This window comes from Azospirillum sp. FG154 (genome assembly GCF_057809575.1).
This window is the reverse complement of the sequence record NZ_JBMDKF010000001.1, coordinates 125,469-150,467: the sequence shown is the minus strand read 5'-3', so window position 1 is coordinate 150,467 and position 24,999 is coordinate 125,469. Positions and strand designations below refer to the sequence as shown.

22 protein-coding genes and 2 tRNA genes are annotated in these 24,999 nt (G+C 67.5%); 7 read left to right on the top strand and 17 right to left on the bottom strand.

Features of this window, described 5'->3' with window-relative positions; genetic code table 11:
* Positions 1-3: 3 nt before the first annotated feature.
* The 5 genes from ACODS4_RS00745 to ACODS4_RS00725 form a co-directional block, all read right to left on the bottom strand.
* Positions 4-1,359 carry a heme biosynthesis protein HemY gene (locus ACODS4_RS00745; protein WP_488859775.1) on the bottom strand — a complete coding sequence of 452 codons (1,356 nt, stop codon included), beginning with the start codon at positions 1,357-1,359 and terminating at the stop codon, positions 4-6.
* Entirely contained in the window at positions 1,356-2,993 is a 1,638-nt protein-coding gene (locus ACODS4_RS00740; protein ID WP_488859774.1) for a COG4223 family protein, read from the bottom strand. Before ACODS4_RS00740 ends, ACODS4_RS00745 begins: the two co-directional genes overlap by 4 nt.
* Before the next feature lie 60 nt (positions 2,994-3,053).
* Positions 3,054-3,839, bottom strand: coding sequence for a uroporphyrinogen-III synthase (locus ACODS4_RS00735; protein WP_488859773.1), 786 nt, complete (start codon positions 3,837-3,839; stop codon positions 3,054-3,056).
* An 11-nt stretch (positions 3,840-3,850) separates the two neighbouring features.
* Positions 3,851-4,783 (bottom strand): hydroxymethylbilane synthase, encoded by a 933-nt coding sequence (hemC, locus tag ACODS4_RS00730; protein WP_488859772.1) that lies wholly within the window; start codon positions 4,781-4,783, stop codon positions 3,851-3,853.
* A gap of 70 nt (positions 4,784-4,853) precedes the next feature.
* Positions 4,854-5,690 (bottom strand): class I SAM-dependent methyltransferase, encoded by an 837-nt coding sequence (locus tag ACODS4_RS00725; RefSeq protein ID WP_488859771.1) that lies wholly within the window; start codon positions 5,688-5,690, stop codon positions 4,854-4,856.
* A 64-nt stretch (positions 5,691-5,754) separates the two neighbouring features.
* Between ACODS4_RS00725 and tsaD the strand changes: the two genes are divergently transcribed.
* Together tsaD and ACODS4_RS00715 are read left to right on the top strand one after the other, a co-directional pair.
* Positions 5,755-6,828: a tRNA (adenosine(37)-N6)-threonylcarbamoyltransferase complex transferase subunit TsaD gene (gene tsaD, locus ACODS4_RS00720; RefSeq protein ID WP_488859770.1), complete on the top strand. Its 1,074-nt coding sequence runs from the start codon at positions 5,755-5,757 to the stop codon at positions 6,826-6,828.
* Between the two features lie 182 nt (positions 6,829-7,010).
* Positions 7,011-8,030 (top strand): NAD(P)H-dependent glycerol-3-phosphate dehydrogenase, encoded by a 1,020-nt coding sequence (locus tag ACODS4_RS00715; RefSeq protein ID WP_488859769.1) that lies wholly within the window; start codon positions 7,011-7,013, stop codon positions 8,028-8,030.
* Between the two features lie 92 nt (positions 8,031-8,122).
* Here the strand turns inward: ACODS4_RS00715 and acs are convergent, their stop codons facing one another.
* Positions 8,123-10,066 carry an acetate--CoA ligase gene (gene acs / locus ACODS4_RS00710; protein WP_488859768.1) on the bottom strand — a complete coding sequence of 648 codons (1,944 nt, stop codon included), beginning with the start codon at positions 10,064-10,066 and terminating at the stop codon, positions 8,123-8,125.
* Positions 10,067-10,442: 376 nt separating this feature from the next.
* Here acs and ACODS4_RS00705 point away from each other — a divergent pair, with 376 nt between their 5' ends.
* On the top strand, positions 10,443-10,703 hold the full coding sequence (locus tag ACODS4_RS00705; RefSeq protein WP_119828871.1) for a hypothetical protein: 261 nt from the start codon (positions 10,443-10,445) through the stop codon (positions 10,701-10,703).
* 54 nt (positions 10,704-10,757) lie between these two features.
* Here ACODS4_RS00705 and ACODS4_RS00700 read toward each other — a convergent pair whose 3' ends face one another.
* Positions 10,758-11,171 (bottom strand): EVE domain-containing protein, encoded by a 414-nt coding sequence (locus ACODS4_RS00700; RefSeq protein ID WP_488859767.1) that lies wholly within the window; start codon positions 11,169-11,171, stop codon positions 10,758-10,760.
* A 17-nt stretch (positions 11,172-11,188) separates the two neighbouring features.
* Positions 11,189-11,473: a YciI family protein gene (locus tag ACODS4_RS00695; RefSeq protein ID WP_488859766.1), complete on the bottom strand. Its 285-nt coding sequence runs from the start codon at positions 11,471-11,473 to the stop codon at positions 11,189-11,191.
* Between the two features lie 203 nt (positions 11,474-11,676).
* Between ACODS4_RS00695 and ACODS4_RS00690 the strand changes: the two genes are divergently transcribed.
* Positions 11,677-13,389, top strand: a complete 1,713-nt coding sequence (locus ACODS4_RS00690) for a methyl-accepting chemotaxis protein (protein WP_488859765.1) — start codon at positions 11,677-11,679, stop codon at positions 13,387-13,389.
* A gap of 104 nt (positions 13,390-13,493) precedes the next feature.
* On the opposite strand, the gene ACODS4_RS00685 is transcribed toward ACODS4_RS00690, so the two are convergent.
* From ACODS4_RS00685 to ACODS4_RS00670, 4 genes are all read right to left on the bottom strand, one after another.
* Positions 13,494-13,568 (bottom strand) — tRNA-Gly (locus ACODS4_RS00685).
* Between the two features lie 305 nt (positions 13,569-13,873).
* A tRNA-Gly gene (locus tag ACODS4_RS00680) sits at positions 13,874-13,948 on the bottom strand.
* Between the two features lie 91 nt (positions 13,949-14,039).
* On the bottom strand, positions 14,040-14,663 hold the full coding sequence (locus ACODS4_RS00675) for a pentapeptide repeat-containing protein (protein ID WP_488859764.1): 624 nt from the start codon (positions 14,661-14,663) through the stop codon (positions 14,040-14,042).
* A gap of 86 nt (positions 14,664-14,749) precedes the next feature.
* The gene (locus ACODS4_RS00670) at positions 14,750-16,639 is read right to left on the bottom strand and encodes a methanol/ethanol family PQQ-dependent dehydrogenase (protein ID WP_488859763.1); all 1,890 of its coding nucleotides are present in this window, start codon (positions 16,637-16,639) and stop codon (positions 14,750-14,752) included.
* A gap of 521 nt (positions 16,640-17,160) precedes the next feature.
* On the opposite strand from ACODS4_RS00670, the gene ACODS4_RS00665 reads away from it, so the two are divergent.
* Positions 17,161-18,543, top strand: a complete 1,383-nt coding sequence (locus ACODS4_RS00665; protein ID WP_488859762.1) for an ATP-binding protein — start codon at positions 17,161-17,163, stop codon at positions 18,541-18,543.
* Positions 18,540-19,175, top strand: a complete 636-nt coding sequence (locus ACODS4_RS00660; protein ID WP_488859761.1) for a response regulator transcription factor — start codon at positions 18,540-18,542, stop codon at positions 19,173-19,175. The genes ACODS4_RS00665 and ACODS4_RS00660 overlap by 4 nt, the downstream gene beginning before the upstream one ends.
* Before the next feature lie 32 nt (positions 19,176-19,207).
* On the opposite strand, the gene ACODS4_RS00655 is transcribed toward ACODS4_RS00660, so the two are convergent.
* The 4 genes from ACODS4_RS00655 to ACODS4_RS00640 all read right to left on the bottom strand — a co-directional run bounded on the left by ACODS4_RS00655 (position 19,208) and on the right by ACODS4_RS00640 (position 23,084).
* Entirely contained in the window at positions 19,208-20,230 is a 1,023-nt protein-coding gene (locus ACODS4_RS00655; protein WP_488859759.1) for a hypothetical protein, read from the bottom strand.
* 156 nt (positions 20,231-20,386) lie between these two features.
* Positions 20,387-20,776 carry a hypothetical protein gene (locus tag ACODS4_RS00650; RefSeq protein ID WP_488859757.1) on the bottom strand — a complete coding sequence of 130 codons (390 nt, stop codon included), beginning with the start codon at positions 20,774-20,776 and terminating at the stop codon, positions 20,387-20,389.
* Entirely contained in the window at positions 20,712-21,077 is a 366-nt protein-coding gene (locus ACODS4_RS00645; protein ID WP_488859755.1) for a calcium-binding protein, read from the bottom strand. Before ACODS4_RS00645 ends, ACODS4_RS00650 begins: the two co-directional genes overlap by 65 nt.
* A gap of 264 nt (positions 21,078-21,341) precedes the next feature.
* Complete coding sequence (locus ACODS4_RS00640) at positions 21,342-23,084, bottom strand: putative bifunctional diguanylate cyclase/phosphodiesterase (protein WP_488859753.1); 1,743 nt, start codon at positions 23,082-23,084, stop codon at positions 21,342-21,344.
* 455 nt (positions 23,085-23,539) lie between these two features.
* Between ACODS4_RS00640 and ACODS4_RS00635 the strand changes: the two genes are divergently transcribed.
* Positions 23,540-24,379, top strand: a complete 840-nt coding sequence (locus ACODS4_RS00635; protein WP_488859752.1) for a universal stress protein — start codon at positions 23,540-23,542, stop codon at positions 24,377-24,379.
* An 82-nt stretch (positions 24,380-24,461) separates the two neighbouring features.
* Here the strand turns inward: ACODS4_RS00635 and ACODS4_RS00630 are convergent, their stop codons facing one another.
* The gene (locus ACODS4_RS00630; protein ID WP_488859750.1) at positions 24,462-24,944 is read right to left on the bottom strand and encodes a thermonuclease family protein; all 483 of its coding nucleotides are present in this window, start codon (positions 24,942-24,944) and stop codon (positions 24,462-24,464) included.
* Between the last annotated feature and the right edge of the window lie 55 nt (positions 24,945-24,999).

Sequence of the window (24,999 nt, the reverse complement as noted above, 5' to 3'; positions counted from 1 at the left end):
TTTTTACGCCGCCGACGACTTGACCAGCGCCGTGTGCGCCGGGTGCAGCCCCGGCTCCATCAGCGAGACGGCCAACGTCGGCGCTTTCCAATCCAGGCTGTCGAAGGCCCCGCAATGGCCGCACAGCCCGCCCCAAGCGTGGCTGACGGCGTTGCAGGAATCGCAGGTCCAAGCCGGATCGGCGGGGGCGGCGGCGGCCTTGGCCAGCCAATCGCGGGCGGCGGCCTCGTCGTGGCGCTCGTTGCGCTCCAACTCGGCGAGCAGGCGGAAGAGGCGGCGCGACGGTTCGATGCCCAACGCGCGCTTCAGATGGTCGCGCGCCTCGCCCCACAGATGGGCGTCGAGCGCGACGCGGGCCAGCGCGATGTGCGATTCGACATGGTCGGGAGCCTGCGCCAGGAGCTTCTCGAACAGCTTGACGCGGGTCAGCGCGTCGTAACCGCCGAGAATCTCGCGGTAGGCGTCGGCCAGATCGGGGTGCGGGGCCAGCTTCCAGGTCCGTTCCACCACCTTGGCGGCGGGCTTCAGCCGACCGGCGGCGACCAGCAGGCGGGCCAGACGCGCCGCAGCCGGAACGAAGCCGGGCATCAGGTCGTGCGCCGATTGGGCGTGCGCCAGAGCGGCGTCGCCGCGCCCGCGCCGTTCCGCCTCGAAGCTGCGCTCCAGCAGCAGGACGGCGCGGTGGCGGCGGCCATCCTCGGTCGGGATCGCGCCCGCCTGGATCGCCTGTTGCAACGTGCCTTCCGCCGACGCCCAATCCCCGGCGCGGGCTTCAAGATCATAAAGCGTGCCGAGCAGCCAGGGCGTGTTGGGTTGCAGGGCGCGGGCCTTGCGGGCCAGTTCCAGCGCCTCCACCCGGTCGCCGACCTTGACCGCTTGGGTCAGCAGGCCGCGCAGGCCGAGAAAGGCGGTTTCCGGGCGGTCCAGCATCGCGGTGAAATACTGCTTGGCGGCGCGGTCGTCGCCCTGCAACTGGGCGGCCTGCGCCGACAGCAGCATGGTCAAGGGCGGTTCGTTCAGCAACCCGTCGGCCTTGCGCGCCATTTTGCGCGCGGTCACGGCGTCGCCCGCCGCCACCGCGACCATGCCTTGCGTCAGCGCGCGATACCCCGCCTCGCGCACGCGCGAGCGGCGGTAGCGGCGGATGGTCGTCGGCGCCCGCAGGACCGAGCGGAGCAGCCGGTAGCCCAGCGCGGCGAGCGCCAACGCCGCCAGCCCGATCAGCAGGGCGACCGTGAAGGAGGTTTCGATGACGTAGCCCAGCCAGTTGACGCTGACCGTGCCGGGCCGTTCGACCAGCCAGACCGCCGCCGCGATGACGGCGGCCAGCTTCAGGAGGAACCACAGGGCGCGGATCATTGGACCGCTCCCTTCCCGCCCGACGCGGCGGTCAACAGGGCGATGGCGCGTTGGGTCAGGGCGCGGGCGGCTTGGTCGGCGGCCAGACGCGCCTTGGCGTCGTCCAGCCACGCGGCGGCGGCCCCGGCCCCGGCGCCTTGCAGGGCGGCGAGTTCCTCCACCGCCTTGCCGAGGTTGTTTTCGCCCAGCGCCGCTTCGGCGCGGGCGACGATGGCGTCGGCGCTGGAGCCGACCACGCCGCCGCCCTGGCGGCGCACCGTCACCAGGGTGGAAAGCTTGCCGGTCACGCTGTCGATCCAGGTGGCCCCGTCGCCGCGCTCGGCGGCGCGGACGATGTCGGAGGCCAGCGGGCGGAAACGGTCGGTGATCTGCGCCTGGGTCGGAACGCCCTTGGCGGCGAAGGGGGCGACGGCGTCAAGCGGCTGCGTCACTCCGGCGTCGCCGATGCCCAGCGCGCGGACGCTCTGCAAATCCGCCTGGAAGGGCTGCCCGGCGGCCAGCGTGGCGCGCAACTGCCCGGCGGCCAGCACCAGCGCTTGCGCCGCCACGCCCGAATCGCGGCGGGTTTCGACCGTCTGGCCGACGCTGGCGATTTGCTGCTTCAGCGCCTCGATTTCTTTGCCGAGATCCTGCGCGGCCTTGGCTCCGCCGCCCAGCGCGGTCAGGCGCTGTTCCAGCCCGCCCAGACGGTCGGCCAGCGCGGCGGCTCCAGCGGAATCCCCGCCGGTCGCGGCGGGGCGTTTTTCCAGGCTGTCGAGGCGTTGCGTCAACTGGCTGATGGCGGCGTCCAGAGCGGCGCTGTCCCCGGCGGGAGCGTTGGCGGACGCCGGGCGCTGTTCCAGGCGACCAATGCGGTCGGCCAACTGCTGCACCTGCGCGCGCAGAGCGGGATCGGCGGCGGAAGCGTTGACTCCCGAGACGTTGGCCGCCGGAACGCTGGCCCCACTCGGCCAGCCCGGCAGTTTCGGACCCCACCAAGGTTCGGCCAGCGCGGCGGCGCCGACCAGCAGCGCGACGATGGACAGCGCGCTGGCGAAGCCGCTGACCGCGCGCGGTTCGTCCAGATAGGAGGGCGACGGAAGCGGAGCGCTCTGCGGCGGCTCGACGCTGGACGCCGCCGCATCGGTTGACGGGGCGGTCGACGGAGCGGCCTCGGTGGGGGCGGGGGTGGTCGTGTCGGGCTTCGCGGCGCCTTCTGGTTCGACGGCGTTCAGGGGCGCCTCGGTCTGCGGCGACTCGGGCGTGGTTGCGGGCGTTTCGGCCACGGTCGCCTTTTCGATCACGGGCGCGCTGTCGGCGGCGGCGCGCTCTTCCGATGGCGTCGCGGCGTCCAGATCGGCGTCGTCCAAGGCGATGGCGTGCTTGGTCGCCGCGACTCGCAGGTCGGCGTGGCGGGCCAGCGGAATCGCGCCGCGTTTGCGCCAGCCCTGCACCGTGGTCACGGGGATGTCCAGCTTGTTGGCCATCGGGCGGATGCCGCCAAACCGTTCGACGATGCGGTCAACCGCGCCAACGTCCGCGTTGCTGGTGGGGGCGGCGCTGCTGGGGGCGAGGCTGCCGCTGGTCGCGTCACCATCCTGTTCGTTGACGGGACGGTCGGCGCCGACACGCTCGGAGCCTGGACGAGAGGTCATGGAATGCACCTTCGGTTCGCTGTTGTTCGTCGAAACGCCACAGCCCCCGAACCGGCGTCCTCACCCCGCCGCGCCGTCCATCGGCGGCAGAAGGCCAAGCAAGGCGTCCTGATCCGGTCGCGGCGCCACCCGTACGCTGCGCCACGGCGTCCCTCCCTGGTCGCCGTACGCGCGGGCAGCCTCCGCGACGGCGGGGCTGAGGCAGAACGCGTCGACCGTACGACACTGGTCGATCAGTCCCGCCTCACCCAGCAACTTAACAAAGGAACGCGCCGTCCGGGGAGAGAAAAACAAGACAATGTCGATGGCGGACGTACGCAAAAACGCCGCAGTTGACGCGGACAGGGCGGCGGCGGGCACGGCGTCGTACAGCACGGCGCGGCGCAGGGTGAAACCGGCCTCGCCCAACAGCCCGGCGAGGTCGCCCGCCACGCGGCTTCCCGCCACATGCAGCAGATCGCCCTGGTCGGGACGGCAGCGGGCGCGCGTCAGTTCGGCCAACGCCCGCACGTCGCCCGCCGCGCTTTCGACCTGGGTGAAACCAGCCTCAAGGGCGGCGCGCGCGGTGGCGTCGCCGACGGCGTAGACCGGACGGTCACGGCGCTGCGTACGGCGGACGTATCCCCGTACGCCGTTGGCGCTGGTGAACAGCAACGCCTGCACGCCGGTGAGGTCCGGTTCCGGCCCGTCCAGCCACACCATGTCCAGCATCGGTTCGACCGCGCAGGCGTAACCCAGCGCGGTCAGCCGCCGGACCAAGGGTTCGGCGTCCTCCTGCGGACGGGTGACGAGCAGGCGCGTACGTCCGGTGGGGGCGGGGTCAACCGAGGCGGAAGGATCGCTCATCGCGGGCGGGGTTACGGCGTGGTGAAGAAGTCGGCGGGCAGTTGCGCCTTGATCTCCGCCCCGGCGTCGGCCCCCATCGCGGCGGCGTCGGTCGCGGCGCCGACGCGCTCGGCCCGGAAGACGCGGCGGCCATCGTTCGACAACACCTTGACCCGCAAGGTCAAACGCTCGCCGTCCAACTCCGCCAGCGCGGCGATCGGCGTGCGGCAGGAGCCGTCCAGCGCGGCCAGCAAGGCCCGCTCCGCCGTCACCCGCGTGGTGGTGGCGGCGCAGTTCAGCGGGGCGACCAGGGCGCGGGTGGCGTCGTCGTCGCTGCGGATCTCGAAGCCGATGGCCCCTTGGGCGACGGCGGGCAGCATGGTTTCGGGTTCCAGCACGGCGGTGATCCGCTCGGTCAGGCCAAGGCGGCGCAGACCGGCCAGCGCCAGCAGGGTGGCGTCCACCTCCCCGGCGTCCAGCTTGGACAGGCGGGTTTGCACGTTGCCGCGCAGCGGGAAAATCTTCAGATCGGGGCGCAGCTCCAGCACCTGGGCCTGACGGCGCAAGCCCGCCGTGCCGACCACCGAACCGGCGGGCAGATCGGCCAGCGAGCAGCCCGCGCGCGCGAAGAAAGCGTCGCGCGGATCCTCGCGCGGCAGCAGGGTGGAGATCTCCAGCCCGTCCGGCAGTTGGGTCGGCACGTCCTTCATCGAATGGACGGCCAGATCGGCGCGGCCATCGAACAGCGCCTCCTCCAACTCCTTGGTGAACAGCCCCTTGCCGCCCGCCTCGGCCAGGGTGCGGTCCTGGATGCGGTCGCCCGTGGTCTTCAGGATCACGATCTCGATGGCGCCGGGGGCGGCGAGATGGGGATGGGCCGCGATCAGGCGATCACGGGTTTCATGGGCCTGCGCCAGCGCCAGCGGGCTGCCGCGCGTGCCGATGCGGAGCGATTGGGTCGTCATACCGCAAACTTCTAGGCCATCCGCGCCGCTTTGCAAGGGTTCGCTGGGCGAGGGGGGCGGCGTGCCGATGTTATGGCGCGCGGCGTCCGGCGGCGACGATGCGGCGGCTGTCCTCGGTCCAGGGGGAGCCGTCGAAATCCCCGGCGAGCCGGTCGATGACCAGGCCAACCTCGGCCAGCATCGCCGCCAGATCGGCGCGGTCGATCATCCGCCAGTCGAAGGCGAAGCGGGTGGTGTGGATGCCGCCGTCGGGGAGCAGTTCGTCGTACCAGCCGGTGACGTGTTGAACCCGCCGCCGGTTCACCGCCGAAATTTGGGCGTGGCGGATGTAAGGATTGCCGGTGCGCGGGTTGCGGCGCGGCTGCGACGGGGCGGGGGTGCTGTCGGCCTCCTGCGGCAAGGTCGCCGGATTCATGATGTCGAGGGCGAAGCGGCCATCCGGGGCGAGATGACGCGCGGCGGCGGCCAGCGTGCGCCGCGCCTGTTCGTCGTCCGGCTGCATCATCAGCAGGTTGAAGGGCAGCAGGACCAGAGACGCGGCGAGGCCGGGCGCATCCAAATCGGCGGCGTTTTGGTGGATGATCCTGACGCGCGCCCGCACGTCCGGCGCTTCGGCGGCCAGCTTGGCGCGCAACTGGTCGAGCATCGCCTCGGCGACGTCCACCGCCCAGACGGTGAAGCCCATGCGGGCGAGCGGAATGGCGATCCGCCCGGTGCCGCAGCCGAGTTCCAGGATTGGCCCGCCATGGGCCGCCGCCTGCTCGCCGTAAAAGCCGACGTCGCCGAGCAAGCCCATGCGAACCAGCGCCGCCACGTCGTCGCGGCAGGCCGAACCGATCTCCAACGACGGGTAATCGGCGTCGTAATAGAGGATGCTGGCGTCGTCGGCGGGGGTGTCGGGATTCATCGGGGCGGGAGTCTCATCGGCAAAACCCTATACCGGCGCGGCCAACACCGCTAGTTTGGCGGCCATGATCGTTCTGGGAATCGAAACAAGCTGCGACGAGACGGCCGCTGCCGTCGTCACCGACGCGCGCGAGATCCGCGCCGACGTGGTTTTGTCGCAATTGGACGACCACACGCCCTATGGCGGGGTCGTCCCGGAAATCGCCGCGCGCGCCCATCTGGAGCATCTGGACGGGTTGATCCGCCGCGCCATGGCCGAGGCCGAAGTGGGCTTCGGCGATCTCGACGCCATCGCCGCCACCGGCGGGCCGGGGCTGATCGGCGGCGTCATCGTCGGGGTGATGACCGCCAAGGCCATCGCGGCGGCGCGGGATTTGCCCTTCATCGCCGTCAATCATCTGGAAGGCCACGCGCTGACGGCGCGGCTGACCAACGACGTCGCCTTTCCTTACCTGCTGCTGCTGGCGTCGGGCGGCCATTGCCAATTGCTGGTGGTCGAGGGCGTCGGGCGTTACCGCCGACTCGGCACCACCATCGACGACGCGGTGGGCGAGGCGTTCGACAAGACCGCCAAGCTGCTGGGGTTGGGCTATCCCGGCGGGCCGCTGGTCGAACAGGCGGCGGCGCGGGCGACCAATCCGGGGCGTTTCGCCTTGCCGCGCCCCTTGGTCGGGCGCCCGGGCTGCGATTTTTCCTTTTCCGGTCTGAAAACCGCCGTGCGCCGTCATGTCGAGGAGGTGGGCGCGCCGCTGTCCGACGCCGACCGCGACGATCTGGCCGCCGCCTTTCAGAGCACGGTGGCGGAGGTGATGGCCGACCGCTGCGCCCGCGCCATCGCCCGTTTCAAGGCGGATCACCCGCAGGGCGGCGCGCTGGTGGTGGCGGGCGGCGTGGCGGCGAACAAGACTCTGCGCGCCCGCTTGCAGATTTTGGCCGACCGCGAGGGGCTGCCCTTCGTCGCCCCGCCCTTGCGGCTGTGCACCGACAACGCGGCGATGATCGCCTGGGCTGGGATCGAGCGGTTCCGGCTGGGCGAAAGCGATCCGCTGAACTTCGCCCCGCGCCCGCGCTGGCCGCTGGACCCGACCGCCGCGCCGGTGATCGGGCGGGCGGGCGTCGGGTCGGGCGTGAAAGCGTAACGGAGGGTGTGTTTCACTTGTTTCTGAGCGCAACCCTCTTGCCCCCTCCCTAACCCTCCCCCGCTTTGCGGGAGAGGGGATCGTTCCTGAACGCTGACAAAGATCCGGCCCCCTCTCCCGCTGAACAGCGGGGGAGGGATGGGGAGGGGGCCAATGAGCCAACGATTGACCAAGGATCCCCCATGACCACCCCCGTCTCTCCCACCTTCTCCCGCGTCGGCGTCATCGGCGGCGGGGCCTGGGGAACCGCTTTGGCGTTGGCGGCGTTGCGCGCCGGGCGCGAGACGTGGCTGTGGGCGCGCGAACCGGCGGTGGTCGCGGCGATGACGACGGAGCGCGAGAATCGCGACTATCTGCCCGGCGTCCCGCTGCCGCCCGATTTGCGCGTGACCGATGATCTGTCGCAGGTCGGGGCCTGCGACGCGGTGTTGTTGGTCTCGCCCGCCCAGCACGCCCGCGCCGTCTGTTCCCGGTTGGCTCCGGTTTTGCGCCCTGGCGCGCCGGTGGTCATCTGCGCCAAGGGCATCGAGTTGGACAGCTTCGCCCTGATGAGCGAAGCGGCGGCGGCGGCGCTGCCCGCCGGAACCCCGCTGGCGATCCTCTCCGGCCCGACCTTCGCGGCTGAAGTGGCGCGCGGTCTGCCGACGGCGGTGACGCTGGCCTGCGCCGATCCGGGGTTGGGTGCGGGGTTGGTCGAGGCGCTGGGCAGCCGCAGTTTCCGGCCCTACCGATCCGACGACGTGATCGGCTCGCAGATCGGCGGGGCGGTCAAGAATGTGTTGGCCATCGCCTGCGGCGTGGTCGAGGGACGCAAACTGGGCGACAACGCGCGCGCCGCTCTCATCACGCGCGGGTTGGCGGAAATCACCCGACTGGCGCTGGCGCTGGGCGGGCGGGCGGACACGCTGATGGGGCTGTCAGGGCTTGGCGATCTGACCTTGACCTGCTCCAGCCTGCAATCGCGCAACATGTCGCTGGGCGCGGCGTTGGGCGAGGGGCGGGCGCTGGCCGACATTCTGGCGGCGCGCCGGTCGGTGGCGGAGGGGGTCTACACCGCCGCCGCCGTGGTCGGGCTGGCCGGACGGTTGGGGGTGGACATGCCGATCTGCGCGGCGGTGGACGCCATCCTCAACAAGGGCGCCGGTCTGGACGCGACCATCGAGGGGCTGCTGTCCCGCCCCTTCCGGGGCGAGGGCGAGTAAGGATAGAGGGTGGAAACCCGCAGTCATAAAAAAACCGGGAGCCTCGCGACTCCCGGTTTTTCTTTGCCTCAACGGCGACCGTTGACGAACGATCAGGCGTTGTTCATGCGGTTGTCGATCAGGTCCGTCACCACGCCCGGATCGGCCAGCGTCGAGGTGTCGCCCAGCGCGTCATGCTCGTTCGCGGCGATCTTGCGCAGGATGCGGCGCATGATCTTGCCCGAACGGGTCTTCGGCAGGCCGGGCGCCCACTGGATCAGATCCGGCGAGGCGATCGGGCCGATTTCCTTGCGGACCCAGTTCACCAGCTCCTTGCGCAGCTCTTCCGACGGCTCTTCGCCAGCGTTGAGCGTCACATAGGCGTAGATGCCCTGGCCCTTCAGGTCGTGCGGGTAGCCGACGACGGCGGCCTCGGCGACCTTCGGGTGGGCGACCAGCGCGCTTTCGACCTCGGCGGTGCCCATGCGGTGGCCGGACACGTTGATGACGTCGTCCACGCGCCCGGTGATCCAGTAATAGCCGTCCTCGTCGCGGCGGCAGCCGTCGCCGGTGAAATATTTGCCAGCGAAGGTCGAGAAGTAGGTCTGGACGAAGCGCTCGTGATCGCCGAACACCGTGCGCATCATGCCGGGCCACGCGTCGGCGATGCAGAGGTTGCCTTCCGTCTCGCCGTCCAGAACCACGCCCTCATTGTCCACCACGACGGGTTGGACGCCGAAGAAGGGCTTGGTCGCCGAACCCGGCTTCTGGCCGATGGCGCCGATCAGCGGGGTGATGAGGATGCCGCCGGTTTCCGTCTGCCACCAGGTGTCGACGATGGGGCAACGGGCGTCGCCAACCACATTGTAGTACCACAGCCACGCTTCCGGGTTGATCGGCTCGCCGACCGATCCCAGAACGCGCAAGGACGCGCGCGAGGTCTTCTTGACCGGGCCTTCGCCTTCGCGCATCAGCGACCGGATGGCGGTCGGCGCGGTGTAGAAGATGTTGACCTTGTGCTTGTCGATGACCTGCCAGAAGCGCGAAATGTCCGGGTAGGTCGGGATGCCTTCGAACATCAGCGTGGTCGCGCCGTTGGCCAGCGGGCCATAGACGATGTAGCTGTGGCCCGTGACCCAGCCCACGTCGGCGGTGCACCAGTAAACCTCGCCGTCCTTGTAATCGAAGACATACTGGTGCGTCATCGACGCGTAGACGAGATAGCCGCCGGTGGTGTGCAGCACGCCCTTCGGCTTGCCGGTCGAGCCGGAGGTGTAGAGGATGAACAGCGGGTCTTCCGCGCTCATTTCTTCCGGCGGGCAATCGGCGGAGACCGAGGCGACTTCCTCGTGATACCAAAGATCACGGCCCTCGGTCCAAGCGACGTTGCCGCCGGTGTGCTTGACGACCAGCACATGGCGGACGCATTCGGCGTTCGCCACCGCCTTGTCGGCGTTGGCCTTCAGCGGAACCTTGCGGCCGCCGCGCAGACCCTCGTCCGAGGTGATGACGAAATGGCTGTCGCAATCGACGATGCGGTCGCGCAGGCTGTCCGGCGAGAAACCGCCGAAGACGATGGAATGGATGGCGCCGATGCGCGTGCAGGCCAGCATCGCGTAGGCCGCTTCCGGGATCATCGGCAGATAGATGGTGACGCGGTCGCCCTTCTTGACGCCGTTCTTCTTCAGGACGTTCGCCAGACGGCACACCTGCTCGTGCAGTTCCTTGTAGGTGATCGCCTTGGAAACGCCGGGGTCGTCGCCTTCAAACAGGATCGCCGTCTGGTCGCCACGGGTGGCGAGGTGGCGGTCGATGCAGTTGGCCGACACGTTCAGCGTGCCGTCGTAGAACCAGCGAATGTGAACATCGCCGGTGAAATCAACGTCCTTCACCTTGCTGTAGGGCTTGATCCAGTCCAGGCGCTTGCCCTGCTCGCCCCAAAAGGCTTCGGGATCCTGGACCGACTGCTCGTACAGGCGAGCGTAGGCTTCCGCGTTCACATGCGCGGCCGCCGCGATCTCGGGTTTGACCGGAAAGAAGCTGTTGTCGCTGGTCATAGCTGCGCGATTCCCCCGTTTGCTTCCGCGTTGGTTCGGAAGATGTTTGGAGGGCGGCGGGCCGCCGCCCGTATTGAGGCGCATTATCCACACAAGTTGCAGTGCGAACAAGCGGAACGGCCCGTCGGCACCCCCGACCAAAGGAGGATTGTGTCGCGTTGTTTGCGGCGCGAGACTTATTATTCCGCAGAATTTCGCAACTCATCGCCCTTGTCCAGCCATTCGGTCAACACGACTTGACCTATTGGTCACTGTGGCGCTTTGCCGCGCTTTTCGCTCTCGACGCGCCATGATTCGGCTTTGCTTAACGGGGCTTTAACCCGGGGCCTTCACACTTGGCGGCTGTAGCGGGACCATTGGGGGGCAAGGATTCAGGATGACCAGCACCACCAGCGCGGATGACAAGGCCGACGCCGTCGACATCGCCACCCGGCTGACGCAGATTGGTGATCGCACCAGCCTGATGGTCATTGATTCCACCCTGCGCCTGCTGCCCGGCGACAACGCGACCGGGCCGACCGGCCTGTCAAACGCCGCCGCCGCGCAAGAGGTGCGGGAACTCGCCCGGCGGATGCTTCAGGCGACCCGCGATTTCCAGGCCGCCGCCCGCGAACCGGCGGGCGAAGCGGCGGAATGACGCCGCCGCGTTCCTGACCCGCTTTCGACCCGCTTTCCGTTCTGACGGCTGTCCTTACGCCTCGATCCCCGCCAGGGCGCAGACATGCGTCCATTCCGCGTCCGACACCGGGCAAACCGACAGGCGCGACTGGCGGATCAACGCCATGCCTTGCAAGTCCGGATCGGCCTTCATCTGCTTCAGCGTCACCGGCGTGACCACCGGCTTGACCGGCTGAACGTCCACCATGCCGAAACGGCCCGCCGGATCGCTGGGGTCGGGGTAATAGGTCCGGGCGATCTCCACCACGCCGACCACCGCCAGGCCTTCGTTGGAATGGTAGAAAAAGGCGCGGTCGCCGACCTGCATGGCCTTCAGGTTGTTCGACGCCTGATGGTTGCGCACGCCGTCCCAATGGGTGCGCCCGTCAGCCACCATGCGGTCCCAGGAATATTTGAAGGGTTCCGATTTCAGCAGCCAATAGGCCATGGTCCCGCCGCTCCCGCTCAGGCCTTGGGGAAAACGCGGCGCCAGGGCCGGATCGCCACGCTGTCGAACAGGCCCGCCTTGGCGTAAGGGTCGTTCGCGGCGAAGCTTTGCGCCTCGGCGGCGTCGGCGCATTCGACGATCAGCAGGCTGCCGACCATGCCCTGACCATCGTCCGACAGCAGCGGACCGGCGGCGAACAGACGGGCCGCGTGGGACTCCAGATAGGCCAGATGCTCGGCGCGGTTGGCCGTGCGGATCTCGGCGGCCCCGGCCTTGTCGGTGCAATGGAACATGTACAGCATTGGAATCACTCCTCCCGTTCGGTGGGCCGGAGCGTAGCGCAGGCCGCCGCGTTGGGGAAGGCCGGGGTGCGACGCATCGTCCCGGCCTGGATGGTTGAGTGTTTGCGTGGTTGTGCGCGTGTGATTGTTTTAGCAAAAATTTCTGTACAATTGAACGAACGCACGTTCCAAAAACGACCCGCCCCACGATCAGGAGTTTCCCGATGGCCGCTGTCGCCGACACCGCCGTTCCGACCACCACCACGCTTGGCGACCGTGATCGGGCGGCGTTGCGGGCTGTCGCGCCGCTGTTGACCAGCCGGTTGGACGGTTTGGTGGAGGATTTTTACGGTTTCATCCGGGCCAACCCGACGCTGTGGCGCTTCATCGGCGATGACTCGCAACTCACCCGCTTGAAAGCCCAGCAAAAGGCCCATTGGGCCACTTTGTTGAGCGGCGCCGACCGCGAGCAGAGCGACGACGCGGCGGCCAGCGCCCGCAACCGCGCCGTCGGCATGGCCCACGCCCGCATCGGTCTGCCGCCGCACGCCTATGTGTCGGCCTACATGTTCATGCTGGCGCGCTTGATCGAAACCGCCGAGCAGGCCGGGCGCGGTCTGTTCGGGCGTCCGGCGTCGGGCGTGGCGGCGGCGTTGACGCGGTTGGTCGCCCGCGATTTGGAGCGCACCCTGTCGGCCTATGAGGACGCGCACGACCTGCGCAGCCGCACCGAACAGCTCAACCGCGACATGGGCGAGAATCTGTCCAGCCTCGTCCGCTTCGCCATCGATTCCAACGAAGCGATGGTGACGTTGGCCGAGTTGGGCCGCGATTCCCGCGTGGTGCGCCAGCAGGGCCAGGACATCGCCGGGGCCGCCAGCGGTCTGGTCGCCTCGGTGGACGCCATCGCCCGCAACAGCGAACGCGCGTCGGACGACGCCCGCCTCGCGGGCGAAGCGGTGCGCCGCGCCATGACCGCCGCCACCGGCGCGGTCGGCACGATGCGCGGCATCGCCAGCGCGGTGGAGTCCACCGTTCACAAAATCGACGATCTGGCCGCCGCGTCCGACCGGATTGGCGAGATTCTGGTCTCCATCGACGCCATTTCCAAACAAACCAACCTGTTGGCCCTGAACGCCACCATCGAGGCGGCGCGCGCCGGGGAATCGGGCAAGGGCTTCGCCGTCGTCGCCAACGAGGTGAAGGCGTTGGCCAACCAGACCGCGCGGGCCACCGAAGACATCCGGGGCCGCATCGACGCCCTGCGCGGCGAAATGGCCAGCATCGTCGAGGCGATGCGCCAGAACGGCGCCGCCGTCGCCCAGGGCCAGGAGGTGATCGCCGCCACCGGCACGGAAATGACCGTGGTGGCCGAGCAGGTCGGCAACGTCGGCAGCCGCATGCACGAAATCGCCCAGATCCTCGGCTCGCAATCGGAAAGCTCGTCGCGCATCTCCCAGGGCATCGACCGGGTCGCCGCGATGGCCGCGCACAACGACGATCTGATCGGCGCGGTCATCCAATCGGTCAACACGTCCAACGGCGCCGTGGCTCAGCGGGTCGAGCGGATGGCGGCGCTGAAATCCCCGCGCGCGCTGTGCGAGATCGCCAAGATGGATCACATCGTGTTCAAGAAGCGGATCGTCGACACGCTGATGGGCCGCAGCGCGCTGACCGCCGACGGCTTGAGCGACCATCACGGCTGTCGTTTGGGCAAATGGTACGAGTCGGTGGCGGACAAGGCCATCCGCGCCAACCCGGCCTACACGGCGATGGAGGCCCCGCACCGTCTGGTCCACGACCATGGCAAAGCCGCCCTGCGCCGTCACGCGGCGGGTCAGGAGGCCGAAGCGTTGGAGGAACTGCGCAAGCTGAACGCGGCGTCGCTGGAGGTTCTGCGCCTGCTGACCGAACTGTCCGGCAGCTTGCCGGAGTGACGGGAGGCGCGCGCTCAGGCGGGTGGCCAGGGGCAAGGCCGGAAAAGCGAAGGGCCGAGGCGCTGCGCGCTCGGCCCTTGGTTTTCGCTTTTTCACCGGAGAACTGGAGCGGGCGAAGGGATTCGAACCCTCGACCCCAACCTTGGCAAGGTTGTGCTCTACCCCTGAGCTACGCCCGCGTTCCCGTTGTCCGGGAGCGGCTTTGTACGGAAAAAAGCGGGCCTCGGCAAAAGAAAAGATGCGAGGCCGCTGATTTTTTCCGACCGGGGCCGCGTGTCTGGGGCGATCTTATGGATCGAGCGGATTCACGCTTCAAATCCACGCTGATTTTACGCGATCCGCTCGTAACCGGCGGCGGTCGCCAAAAATCGGGGGTGTGTGGATTTTTTCAGCGAACGGCTGTTCGGCGCGCAGGACGCCGCCGCAAACAAAAAAGCGGCCCCGCAAGGACCGCTTTGACCGCTCAAACACCCATAAAGATGTTTGGAGCGGGCGAAGGGATTCGAACCCTCGACCCCAACCTTGGCAAGGTTGTGCTCTACCCCTGAGCTACGCCCGCGTTCCCGTCGTCCGGGAGCGGCTTTCTACGGAAAAACACCGTGGTCGGCAAGGGGAAAAACACGACCCTCGTCATTTTTTTCAATCGGGTTTCACCAGTCGGTCGGGCAGCCCCGGCAGCCGGTCATCAGGGCGTCTTGGAAGATGGCGAAGCGGATTTTGGTTCCCTCCATCACCGCGTTCGACAGGTTGGAACTGGCGAGTTTGGCCTCTTGCAGGTCGGCGCCTTCCAGATTGGCCCCGGACAGGTTGATCTTGTCGGCCTTGATGGCTTCCAGATTGGCCGCCGTCAGGTCGGCGCCGGTCATGGTGGCGCCGGTGGCGCGCGCCTGCTCCAGATTGGCCCCGCGCAGCCGCGCCCCGTCCAGCTTGGCCCCTTGCAGAAAGGCGGTGCGCAGATCGGCCCCGTCCAGGATGGCGCCGCGCAGGTCGGTTCCGCGCAAATCGGCGTGGCGCAGGTCGGCCCGCATCAGATTGGCCCCGCGCAGATCCGCCCCGCCCAGATCGACGCTGCGCAAATTGCGGTGGCGCAGATCGAGGTTCGGGCAGACGGTTTTGGCGACCAGCTTGCATCCGGCGACCTCGGTCGGGCGCGCCTCCTCCCCGCCGCCGACCAGGGCTTCGGTGGAGTCGGGTTCGGTCGCCAGCGCCAGCGCGCCGGTTGCGGGCAGGGCGAGCGTGGTCAGCAGCAGCAGGGCGCGCAGGGTCGCGGTCATCGGCGGTTCTCCCCATGGGTTGGAAAAGGCGGGCGACACGGATCGGGCGGGTGGAACGGGACGCCGCTCCACCCGCCCTTCGCGCGTCACTTGGCGCTGGAGACCTTCACGTCGGCCAGCTTGAACACCCAGAAGGAACCGCCCTGGGTGACGCGGGTGGTCAGATCGGCCAGATCGCCGCCCCACAGCGGCACCGCCCCGCCATAGCCGGTGGTGATGCCGACATACTGCACGCCGTCCTGTTCCCAGGTGACGGGGGAGGAGATGATGCCGGAGCCGGTCTGGAACTTCCAAAGCTCCTCGCCCGTCTTGGCGTTGAACGCCTTGACGAAGCCGTCGCCGGTGCCGGTGAAGACCAGATTGCCCGCCGTCGCCAGCGTGCCGGACCACAGCGGCAGCTCTTCCTTATGCTCCCAGACGATCTTGCCGGTCTTGGGATCGAGCGCGCGCAGCGTGCCGACATGGTCGTTGAACAGCTTGTGAATGCGGAATCCCATGCCGAGATAGGCGGAACCGGGGTTGTAGCCGACATGCTCGGTCCAGTAATCCTCCTTCCAATGGTTGGCGGCGATGTAGAACAGCTTGGTGTCCTCGCTGTAGGACATCGGGTTCCAGTTCTTGCCGCCCAGGAAGGGGGGCGAGACCTCCACCGCCTTGCCGCGCTTTTCGTCGCCGACCGGCAGGGGCGGGCGTTGGCCGTCATTTTCGATCGGGCGCCCGGTCTTCAGATCGATGCCCTTGGCCCAGGTGATGCCGTCCACGAAGGGATAGGCGGCCAGCACGCTGTTCGGCTTGTTGGCCTCGCCGCCCGCGTTGGCCAGCTTGTTGCGGTCGGTGACGTAGAAGAAGCCGTTGCGGTCGGCGTGGCCGGTCGCCTTGATCGTCTTGCCCGCCGCGTCGGTGTAATCGAACAGCACCAGCTCGTTGTTGCCGGAGAAGTCCCAGGCGTCGTTGGGGGTGTGCTGGTAGAAGCCCTTCAGCTCGCCCGTCGTCGGATCGACATAGGCTTGGCCCGAGGTGTAAAGGCTGTCGCCCGGCCAGCGCGCCCAGCCGTTCCACGGGGCCGGGTTGCCGGTGCCGATGACGATGGTGTTGGTCTCCAGGTCAAAGGTGGCGCTCTGCCAGGGCGCGCCGCCGCCATGATTCCAGGCCTCGACCAGCTTGCCGTCCTTGTCGCGCGGCCAGGACGGGGCGTTGGGGTTGCCGGTGATGGTGCTGTCCTTGCCGTTCAGGCGGCCCATATGGCCTTCGACCATCGGGCGCATCCAAATTTCTTCGCCGGTGTCGGGATCGCGGGCGTAGAGCCGCCCGACCACGCCGAACTCGTCGCCGGACGAGCCGTGGATCAGCAGAACCTTGCCGGTCTTCTGGTCCTTCACGATGGTGGGCGCGCCGGTCATCGTGTAGCCGACCTTGTGATCGGCGAATTTCTGCTTCCACACCACCTTGCCGGTGTTTTTGTTCAGCGCGACGATGGACGCGTCCAGCGTGCCCATGAACACCTTGTCGCCGTAGATGGCGGCGCCCCGGTTGACCACGTCGCAGCAGGGGCGGATGTCGTCGGGCAGGCGGTGGGCGTAGGACCACAGCCGCTTGCCGCTTTTGGCGTCCAGCGCGAACATCCGTGAATAGGACGCGGTGACGTAGACGATTCCGTCATGCACCAGCGCCTGGGTTTCCTGCCCGCGCTGCTTCTCGTCGCCGAAGGAGAAGGACCAGGCCGGGACCAGACGCGACACGCTGGTCTCGTCGATCTGCTTCAGGGCGCTGAAGCGCTTGCCCTCGATCCCCATGCCGTACATCAGCACGTCGTTGTTGGTTTTCGCGTCGTTGGCGATGTCGGTCCAAGTGACGTCGGCGGCCAGGGCCGGAGCGGCGACGGTCGTCGCGGCGATCAGACCGGCGGCGATGGCGAACAGGCTGACGCCAAACGAGCGGCGCAGCCGACGGGCGGCGGTGGTGGAGCAGGCGGTCATGCGTTTCCCCCGAAAAGTTGGCCGAGACTCAAACCCGCGCCGCGATCGGGCGGACGTGGCTTTGAGTCCGGGTGTTTGACGTGTTGGCGTCCGGCAAGGGCGGCGGGCGTCCGCGCATCCGTTTGCGAACCTCATCCCCGGCGGGAGGCGATCAGCCGGGGACAAGGACAGCATCGGATGCGCGGATGCGCTCAAACGGCGTGGAAACCGTTTCACGGATCAAGATGAGTGTGCGATGAACCTGCCAAATCCCGCACGGTTTGACGGTTCGTCATCTTGACCTCATCATTCTTGGGGAAATGATGGGGCGGCACAATGGTACGTTCGGCGGATGATGATTTCCTGAATTTGTCGGGATATTATCCCGCGTCACATCGGGAAAAAATCCCGGTTTCGCCGCCGGGGCGGACGCGCGGGTTGGGATTGGACCAAGGACTCATGGCCGGATGATCGCGGCGTGGGCTAACATTCCGCAGGGCTGCGGGTGGTTGACCGTGGGAACGCGCGATGAAGGGCGGAGCATGAGCCTCAAAACCCGCTTGCTGGCGCTGTTCGGGCTGTTCGCCGCGCTGATTCTGGGCGGCGGCGGCGCGGTGATGATCGGCAACGCGCGCGACGCGGTGCGGGCGGAAATGCGCTCCGCCCTCGCCTTGGGGGTGGCGCTGGCGCAGGAAGGCGGGGCGGTGGCGGGCGACGCGGCGGTCTTGGGCGGGCTGGGGCTGCGCCATCTGCGCTTTTTGAACGACGCGGCGGCCCTGTCCCACCACAGCAGCGCCCAGCGCGACGCCCCCGATTGGTTCGTCGCCGTGATCGGGGTGGAACCGCAGGAGCGGCGCGTCGGCGCCCTGCGCGTCATCGCCGAACCGTGGGACGAAATCGCCGAGGTGTGGGAGGATCTGAGCGATCTGGCCATCGCCATTCTCGGGCTGGCGGCGCTGCTGTTGGCGGCGGCGGCGCTGGCGGTGGACCGCGCGCTGCGCCCGCTGGCGGCGTTGGAGCGCGGGGTGGAGCGGCTGCGGTCGGGCGCGTTCGACCTGCGCTTTGACGGCGGCGGCGTGCCGGAGTTGCGGCGGCTGGGCGACGGAATCGCGGCGCTGGCGGTCAGCCTGGAGCGGGCGGAGCAAGAGAACCGGCGGCTGGGCCGTCAACTGGTGACGGCGCAGGACGACGAACGGCGGGAAATCGCGCGGGAGATCCATGACGAACTCGGCGCCGCCCTGTTCGGCGTCAAGGTGGACGCGGGCGGCATCGTTCGGCTGGCGGAAAACGCGGAGCCGGACACGGGGCTGGCCGACGCCGGGGAGCGGGCGCGCTCCATCCTGGCCACCGCCGACGGGGTGCAGCGGATGAGCCGCCGCATTCTGACCCGGCTGCGCCCGGTGTCGCTCGATCATCTGCCCTTGACCGAGGCGCTGGCCGAACTGGTCGGCGATTGGACGCGCCGCCAACCCGCCATCCGCTGGAGCCTGACGCTGCCGCCGGACGCCGCCGATCTCAACGGGCTGGACGAGGCGCTGCGTTTGACCCTGTATCGGCTGATTCAGGAGGCGCTGGTCAACGCCCTGCGCCACGCCCAACCCACCGCGCTGTCGGTGGCGGTGGAGCGCGTTGGCGACGCGCTGGTGGTCTGCGTCGCCGACGACGGCGCGGGCGTGTCGGAGGAGCGCCTTGGCGAATCCGGCGGCGGCCTTGGCCTGTCGGGCATGGCGGAGCGGGTGCGGGCGCTGGGCGGGCGGCTGACGGTCGGCCCGGCGTCTGGCTTCCCGGCGTCCGGCCTCCCAACGTCCGGCCCCTCGGCCTCCGGCGCCGTGGGGACGCGGGTGCGGGCGGTGTTGCCGCTCGACTCCGCGCTGCTTCACATCACGGAACGGTTGGCGGAACGGTTGGAAAGGGCGCGGCCATGACCCAGACCATTTTGCTGGTGGACGATCACCCCATCGTGCGCGCCGGGTGCCAGCGTCTGTTGGGCGACGCCGGTCTTGGCCGGGTGGTGGAGGCGGAGGACGCGGTCAGCGCGCTGGCCCTGTGGCGGGCGGAGCGGCCCGACATCGTCGTGCTGGATCTCAATCTGCCCGGCGCTGGCGGCGGCGGGATGGAGTTGGCGCGGACCCTGTTGGCCGAGGATCCGGCGGCGCGCGTCCTGATTTTCAGCATGCACGAGGATCCGGCCATCGCCGCCCGCGCCCTGAAGATCGGGGCCAGGGGCTACATCACCAAGAATCACGCGCCAGAATCGCTGGTGACGGCGGTGTCCTGCGTGCTGGCCGGGGGAATCCATCTCGACCATGGCATGGCGCGCGAATTGGCGCTGATGACCCACGCCCCCCGGCCCGATCCGTTGGACCGGCTGACCCAGCGGGAACGGGAAATTCTCGGCCTGCTGGGGCGCGGCATGACGGCGGCGGCCATCGCCGAAACGCTGGGCGTCAGCCAAAAGACGGTGGCCAATGTCGGCACCCAGATCAAGGACAAGCTCGGCGCCGACAGTCCGCGCGCCCTGATCCGCATCGCCATCGACGCCGGGTTGGCGGGATAGGGGGGCGGTGAAGCGTTCGGTGTCTGGGGCGCTCAGTAGCGCGGCTTGAGGCCTTGGACGTACTCGCCGCTCAGCACCGATTGAGAACTGTTCGTTGCTTTCGCATCGGTCGGAGAATCGGTGATGACCCGCGAGGCAATCGGGACGTCGACCCGGCGGATAACCCCTACCGGACCGGACGTGTTCTGCACCCACTGATCCTTGGCGCGCATCCGTGCCAGAAAGCCGTTTTCGTCAATAGATCCGCCGTTGGATTGGGGAAACGCCAGCGGCTGTATCACGGCGTCTTCCATTGAAAACGAGGAATCCCTCGCAACCACCCGTGACGACGGCAAACCGGCGCGTTCCGACAGGATGGCGGCGGAGTCCTGTTCGCCGATGGAGCGCAGGGCTTGATCGACGCCGTCTAGGTCAAAACCCAGAGATTGCAGCTTGTATGCGGCGTCCCCTTCCTTTCGGGTGCTGGCGATGCGGGAGTCGGCCAGATCGGGCGTGAAGAATTTGGGCATAAGATAGCGCTGTTTGCCCAGAAGGCCGGTTCTGTCCGGGCCAAGACTGCGCGACGCCAATTCATCGGACAGTGACTGTCGTTCGCCATCGTTGGTGGCGGCGGTCATGTTTTCGATGAGGGACGAGCGGCGCTTCAGCGTCTCGGCCAGAGCGTTGCTTAGATCATCGCCGGTGGCGTCGGGGTTCCGATAAAGATCGTCGTGGTCCTTGCTAAACATGCGGTGCGTGGCGTTTAAGGCGCTGGACCGCGCTTCCTTTAGCCGCTCCTTCAGCGCGTCGTGAACCTCCTCCCCGGTCATCTTGCCGCTGTCCACAAGGCTGACCAACTGGCTGCGCTGCTTGTCGGACAGGGCGTTGAAGACGACCAGGGATTCGTCGTGCAGCGATTTCCCGAGCGGGCTGAGCGAAACGCTGTCGGCGACCGATCCATACCCGCCGCCGGTCTTGCCCACCGTCGTCGCGGCGACGGCGGCGGCGCGATCAACCGCGCTGAAACGATCAATCATCGACGATGACGTGGACGAGAGATTCGATACGCTGGTCATGATGTCTCCTTTGCTCTCACATGCGGGGCGTCAGAGAGAATAAAAATAGAACTGAGACTCCGCGCGCCATCGGGATCAAAACACTGCCGACGTTGGCGCTGCTGTTCAGCAAAACGCCGCATAGAACGCGTCGTTTTCCGCTGTGTTTGAGGACGATCAGCCGAAAACGCCGTGCCAGCCGTCGTCCACAATGGAAAGCCAAGAGTTTTGCTGGTTGCCGTTGATGAAGAAATTTTCGATGGTGCCGGCGGCTTGCGCGCCCAAATTGCTCAGCATTCCTGTGATGACGATGCCGTTGTCGAAGTGTCCGTCGTCCATTTCACCGGCTTGGTAAATATACAGGGTCGAGCGATCTTCGTGGTCCCACTGCAACGAGAGCGAGGATGTGACGCCAATCAATCGAAGGGCGTCGTTGTTGCCGATCTCATTGCCGCTTCGATCATTGATGATGGTGATGCCGCTTGCCGAGAAATCATGGTAATTAGGTGTCGTTGCCGGAACCGCCGTTGGCGCGATCCGCTGTACCAGCCGCCGTGCCGCCGCCAAACAGCGTGTCGTTGCCTGAGCCACCGTCCAGAAGGTCGCTGCCGCTGCCACCATCCAGGTAATCGTTGTCATTTTCCCCAAGCAGGGTGTCGTTGCCGTCATTGCCGTACAAGCGGTCAAGCCCAATGCCGCCAAGGATGTAGTCGTCGCCAGCCCCGCCTAGGAACGTGTCGTTGCCGTTCCAACCGATGATCGTGTCGTTTCCTCCCAGACCATCGATGGACCAGTCGCCAACATATGGACCCGTGGTGGGAGCCTGAAAAAGATTAGCGCCTTCCGTCAGATTTGTCGTCCAAGCCATAGTTCGACCTTTCAATCTTCATTCTTGAATAGCACGACCGACACGTCTTGCCTGAAACAGACGGGCGTGGCGCAACGGAATTTCATATTAAGGCTGTAAAAATTTTCAATCAAATCACCTAAAGGTAATCGCTTTTATAACCTTTTGCATAAATTTGGAGGTATGTGACGGTCTGTCGCCGCTCTGGGTGGTTGGGCGTGTCCATGCGCCGCCGCCGCCAAAACCGCGCGGATGCCGACGTTTCGTTGTGATGGCCGGTGGTGGTTAAGGCGCTTGCCAGGACAGAAGGCCGCCGACCAGCTTGCCCGCGTCCTCCGGCGGCAGCGGGCGGGCGAAGTGGTAGCCTTGCCCGTAATCGCAGGCCAGCGCGCGCAGCAGATTGGCGTCGGCGCTGGTTTCGATCCCCTCGGCGATGACGTCGAAGCCCAGCAGGCGCGCCAGATCCATGATGATGCGGACGATGGCGCGGTTTTCCTCCGACTGGTGCATGGCCGAGACGAAGGAGCGGTCCACCTTCAAACTGTCGATGGGCAGCTTGTGCAAATAGGACAGCGAAGAATAGCCGGTGCCGAAATCGTCGATGGACAGCTTGACGCCCAGCGCCCGCAACTCCTGAAGCAGGCGGATGGATTGTTCGGCCTTGTCCATGACCGCGCTTTCCGTCAGCTCCAGCTTGAGCCAGGACGGTTCGACGCCGGTTTCGCGCAGCACCTCGCGCACCACCTCGACGAAGTTCGGGTCGGCGAGTTGGCGGGTGGACAGGTTGACGCTCATGAACAGCGGGGCCGATCCCGGCTCGCGCTGGTCCTGCCAGATGGCGATCTGGCGGCAGGCCTCGCGCAGCACCCAGGCGCCCAGCGTCACGACCAGGCCGGTGCTCTCGGCGATGGGAATGAAGACGCCCGGCGGGATGTTGCCGCGTTCGGGGTGGTTCCAGCGGACCAGCGCCTCGAACCCGGCCAGCCCGCTCGTCACCATCTCGACGATGGGCTGATAGGCCACCCACAGATCGGTATTGCCGGACAGGGCGCCGCGCAAATCATGCTCCATCCGCACCTGCTCGACCACATGGGCGTGCATGGCCGGATCGAACCAGGATTGCCGACCGCCGCCCAGTTCGCGGGCGCGGCCCGTGGCGATTTCGGCGTCGCGCAGCACGTCTTCGGGCCGCTCGTGGCTGGGCAGGGCGACGGCGACGCCGATGCTGGCCGACAGGAACACCGTGCCGCCGGAGTTGGAGCGGGCGGAGCGGACGACGCCGGACAGCTCCTCCACAGCCTCTTCGACGGTGGGGCGGTCGCAAGGGCCGGCGATCAACAGGGCGAAGGCATGGTCGCTGACGCGCGCGATCAGGTCAAAGGCGGCGCCCTGCGCGCCCAGCCGGTGGGCGAGATCGTCCAACAGCTCGTTGGCGAAGCCCTGGCCCAGGCTGGTCCGGATGTCGGCGAAGCGGTCGATGTCCATGATGACCAGGGTGAAGGGTTCCCCCATCGCCCGGTAATCGGCCAGATGCTTCAGCAGCATCAAACGGTTGGCCAGCCCCGTGACCGGGTCGTAATAAGCCAGCCGGAACAGGTCGTCCTCAACCTGCCGCCGTTCGGTCATGTCCTGCAAGACAACAAAATACCCGGCGATGGCGCCGTTTGGGTTGCGGTGCGGGGCGTGCAGGCGCAGGAAATAGCGCTGCTGCTCGTCCGGCTGGATGATCCACCCCTCCGACGAAACGGCTTCGCCGTCCAACGCGCGTTTGGCCGCGCTCAGCGTGTTGCGCAGCGTTTCCGGCCCCAGAAGATCGCCGATGGTGACGCCGACGATGTGGTCCAGCGTCGTTCCCATCGCCTCCAGATAGGCGCGGTTGGCGTAAATGTGCCGCCGTTCCCGGTCGAACAGCCCGATCATCACCGGCATGGCGTCCAAAATCTGGCGCAGCGTGTCCAGCCCCGGAGCGCCGGACGACGTGCCGGACAAAGCGTCGATCAGCGCGGTGATGTGAGGATCCAGATTCATGGCGCCAGAATATCAAGAGACCCGCGAGAAAATCGACCACCAACACTTACGCGATGTGTCGGCTGCCCGTCAAAACCAAAGCCGCAGCGCGCCGCCGCCATTTGGGGTTTTCCGCCTGGGCGACGGAAAGGCCGAACCGTCACACCCGCGTATTCTTGCAAGGCGGGGTTGCGTTTTGCTGCGGCGCGTCAGGGTAAAGCGTATGAACTTCTTCTGTTCTGTCTCACCGCAGCGGCGAGAAATCGCTCAGACCGCCCTTTTGGTTGTTGAGGCAGGATGCGCCGCATGCCAATTGCGGGAGCTGGACGAGGTTCCTGGTCCGCGAAGTTCGTATGTCTGCGCTCCATATTCGGGCGGTCGCCACAACCCTTCGGTGGGCTTATACTGCCATCCCAAGTGGGGGCGTTGGCCCGTATGGCGGCCTCCAATCAACAACACTGGGGGAGAATCGCGCCATGGCTTTCAAGGATCTGCTTGTGCTGGTCGATGACACCACCGCCTCGGCGGCGCGTCTTGATCTCGCCGCCCGTTTGGCGGCCCAGAGCGAGGCCCATCTGACCGGCCTGTACGCCGTGAGCGACATCATGCTGCCCGGCTATATCGAAGCGGAAATTCCAGAGGAGTTGCGCGCCAACCGGCGCCGGAACGTTCAGGAGCAGACCGCCCGCGCGGCGGATCGCTTCGCCGACGTCATGCGTCAGCATGGTCTGACCGACCGTTCGGAATGGCTGTCGGCGGAGGGGGATCCGACCATCGCCGCCGCCGTGCGCGGGCGCTACGCCGATCTCATCATCGTGGGGCAGCCCGATCCCGACCGTGACCGTGACCAAGCCATCGCCCAACCGGCGGATCTGCTGTTCGAGAGCGGTCGGCCTTTGCTGGTGGTTCCCTACACGGGGCGTTTCTCCAGCATTGGCGAGCGGGTGTTGGTCGGCTGGAACGGCAGCCGCGAGGCGGCGCGCGCCATTGGCGACGCCATGCCGCTGTTGACCCGCGCCAAACGCGTGGTGGTGATGGCCGCCAACCCGAAACCCGGCCCGCGCGGCCTGGGCGACGAACCGTGCGCCGACATCGCCCGCCACCTGTCGCACCATGGCTGCAAGGTGGAGGCGACCCACGTCGCCACCGACGTGGTGGAGCCGGGCGACACCCTGCTGAACACCGCCGCCGACGAGGGCTGCGATCTTCTGGTGATGGGCGCCTATGGCCGTTCGCGCCTGCGGGAATTGGTGCTGGGCGGGATGACCCGCTTCATGCTCCACCACATGACCGTGCCCGTGCTGATGAGCCACTGACCGGACACGTTCACCTCGCCGCCAGATCGGAACCAGTCGGGGCCGGTTCGGCGGCGTTTGGTGAAAGTCAGGCCGGGAGCGGTCAGCTTGGGTTGGCGTCTTCGCACCAGGATTGCCGCCGTTCGCCGTGATAGGGGCGGACCAGCCCGGCTTTCAGCAGAACCTCGCTCAGATCGTCGCCGCTGGTGATCCGCACGCGGGCGCGGACCCGTCCGCCATATTTGTCGGGTTGAACGTCCATCAACTGGACCATGCCGACGCCGATCAAACGCCGCGCCGCGTCGCGCGCCGATTCGGCCATCGCCTTTTCCTGCGGGCAATGCGCGCGCAACTCCGGCGCGTCCACCCCGGCCAAACGGATGTTGGTTTCCACCGACTGGCCGAGCCAGATGATGGCGCGGACGCTCAGCGTGTCGCCGTCAATCACCTCCACCACCTCCGCCGGGATCGGGCCGGGCAGGGAGGCGGGCGCGCCCGTCACGGGGGACGCGCCCAGCAGCGCCGCGCCGACGCTCACAAGAGCGGCGACGGACGCGGCGGGAATCCAGCGGTGACGGAAAACCATCGAAAAGCGCCTTGAGCCGAACGGACGGCGGGTCCGTTTCCAGCGGCAAAGCTAC

Excerpts from the sequence above, each read along its gene's own strand:
- ACODS4_RS00745 (WP_488859775.1), bottom strand. The coding sequence starts at position 1,359 with ATGATCCGCGCCCTGTGGTTCCTCCTGAAGCTGGCCGCCGTCATCGCG.
- ACODS4_RS00700 (WP_488859767.1), bottom strand. The coding sequence starts at position 11,171 with ATGGCCTATTGGCTGCTGAAATCGGAACCCTTCAAATATTCCTGGGAC.
- ACODS4_RS00645 (WP_488859755.1), bottom strand. The coding sequence starts at position 21,077 with ATGGCTTGGACGACAAATCTGACGGAAGGCGCTAATCTTTTTCAGGCT.
- ACODS4_RS00735 (WP_488859773.1), bottom strand. The coding sequence starts at position 3,839 with ATGAGCGATCCTTCCGCCTCGGTTGACCCCGCCCCCACCGGACGTACG.
- acs (WP_488859768.1), bottom strand. The coding sequence starts at position 10,066 with ATGACCAGCGACAACAGCTTCTTTCCGGTCAAACCCGAGATCGCGGCG.
- ACODS4_RS00675 (WP_488859764.1), bottom strand. The coding sequence starts at position 14,663 with ATGACCGCGACCCTGCGCGCCCTGCTGCTGCTGACCACGCTCGCCCTG.
- hemC (WP_488859772.1), bottom strand. The coding sequence starts at position 4,783 with ATGACGACCCAATCGCTCCGCATCGGCACGCGCGGCAGCCCGCTGGCG.
- ACODS4_RS00695 (WP_488859766.1), bottom strand. The coding sequence starts at position 11,473 with ATGCTGTACATGTTCCATTGCACCGACAAGGCCGGGGCCGCCGAGATC.
- ACODS4_RS00635 (WP_488859752.1), top strand. The coding sequence starts at position 23,540 with ATGGCTTTCAAGGATCTGCTTGTGCTGGTCGATGACACCACCGCCTCG.
- ACODS4_RS00640 (WP_488859753.1), bottom strand. The coding sequence starts at position 23,084 with ATGAATCTGGATCCTCACATCACCGCGCTGATCGACGCTTTGTCCGGC.
- ACODS4_RS00660 (WP_488859761.1), top strand. The coding sequence starts at position 18,540 with ATGACCCAGACCATTTTGCTGGTGGACGATCACCCCATCGTGCGCGCC.
- ACODS4_RS00655 (WP_488859759.1), bottom strand. The coding sequence starts at position 20,230 with ATGACCAGCGTATCGAATCTCTCGTCCACGTCATCGTCGATGATTGAT.
- ACODS4_RS00715 (WP_488859769.1), top strand. The coding sequence starts at position 7,011 with ATGACCACCCCCGTCTCTCCCACCTTCTCCCGCGTCGGCGTCATCGGC.
- tsaD (WP_488859770.1), top strand. The coding sequence starts at position 5,755 with ATGATCGTTCTGGGAATCGAAACAAGCTGCGACGAGACGGCCGCTGCC.
- ACODS4_RS00740 (WP_488859774.1), bottom strand. The coding sequence starts at position 2,993 with ATGACCTCTCGTCCAGGCTCCGAGCGTGTCGGCGCCGACCGTCCCGTC.
- ACODS4_RS00665 (WP_488859762.1), top strand. The coding sequence starts at position 17,161 with ATGAGCCTCAAAACCCGCTTGCTGGCGCTGTTCGGGCTGTTCGCCGCG.
- ACODS4_RS00705 (WP_119828871.1), top strand. The coding sequence starts at position 10,443 with ATGACCAGCACCACCAGCGCGGATGACAAGGCCGACGCCGTCGACATC.
- ACODS4_RS00690 (WP_488859765.1), top strand. The coding sequence starts at position 11,677 with ATGGCCGCTGTCGCCGACACCGCCGTTCCGACCACCACCACGCTTGGC.
- ACODS4_RS00670 (WP_488859763.1), bottom strand. The coding sequence starts at position 16,639 with ATGACCGCCTGCTCCACCACCGCCGCCCGTCGGCTGCGCCGCTCGTTT.
- ACODS4_RS00630 (WP_488859750.1), bottom strand. The coding sequence starts at position 24,944 with ATGGTTTTCCGTCACCGCTGGATTCCCGCCGCGTCCGTCGCCGCTCTT.
- ACODS4_RS00725 (WP_488859771.1), bottom strand. The coding sequence starts at position 5,690 with ATGAATCCCGACACCCCCGCCGACGACGCCAGCATCCTCTATTACGAC.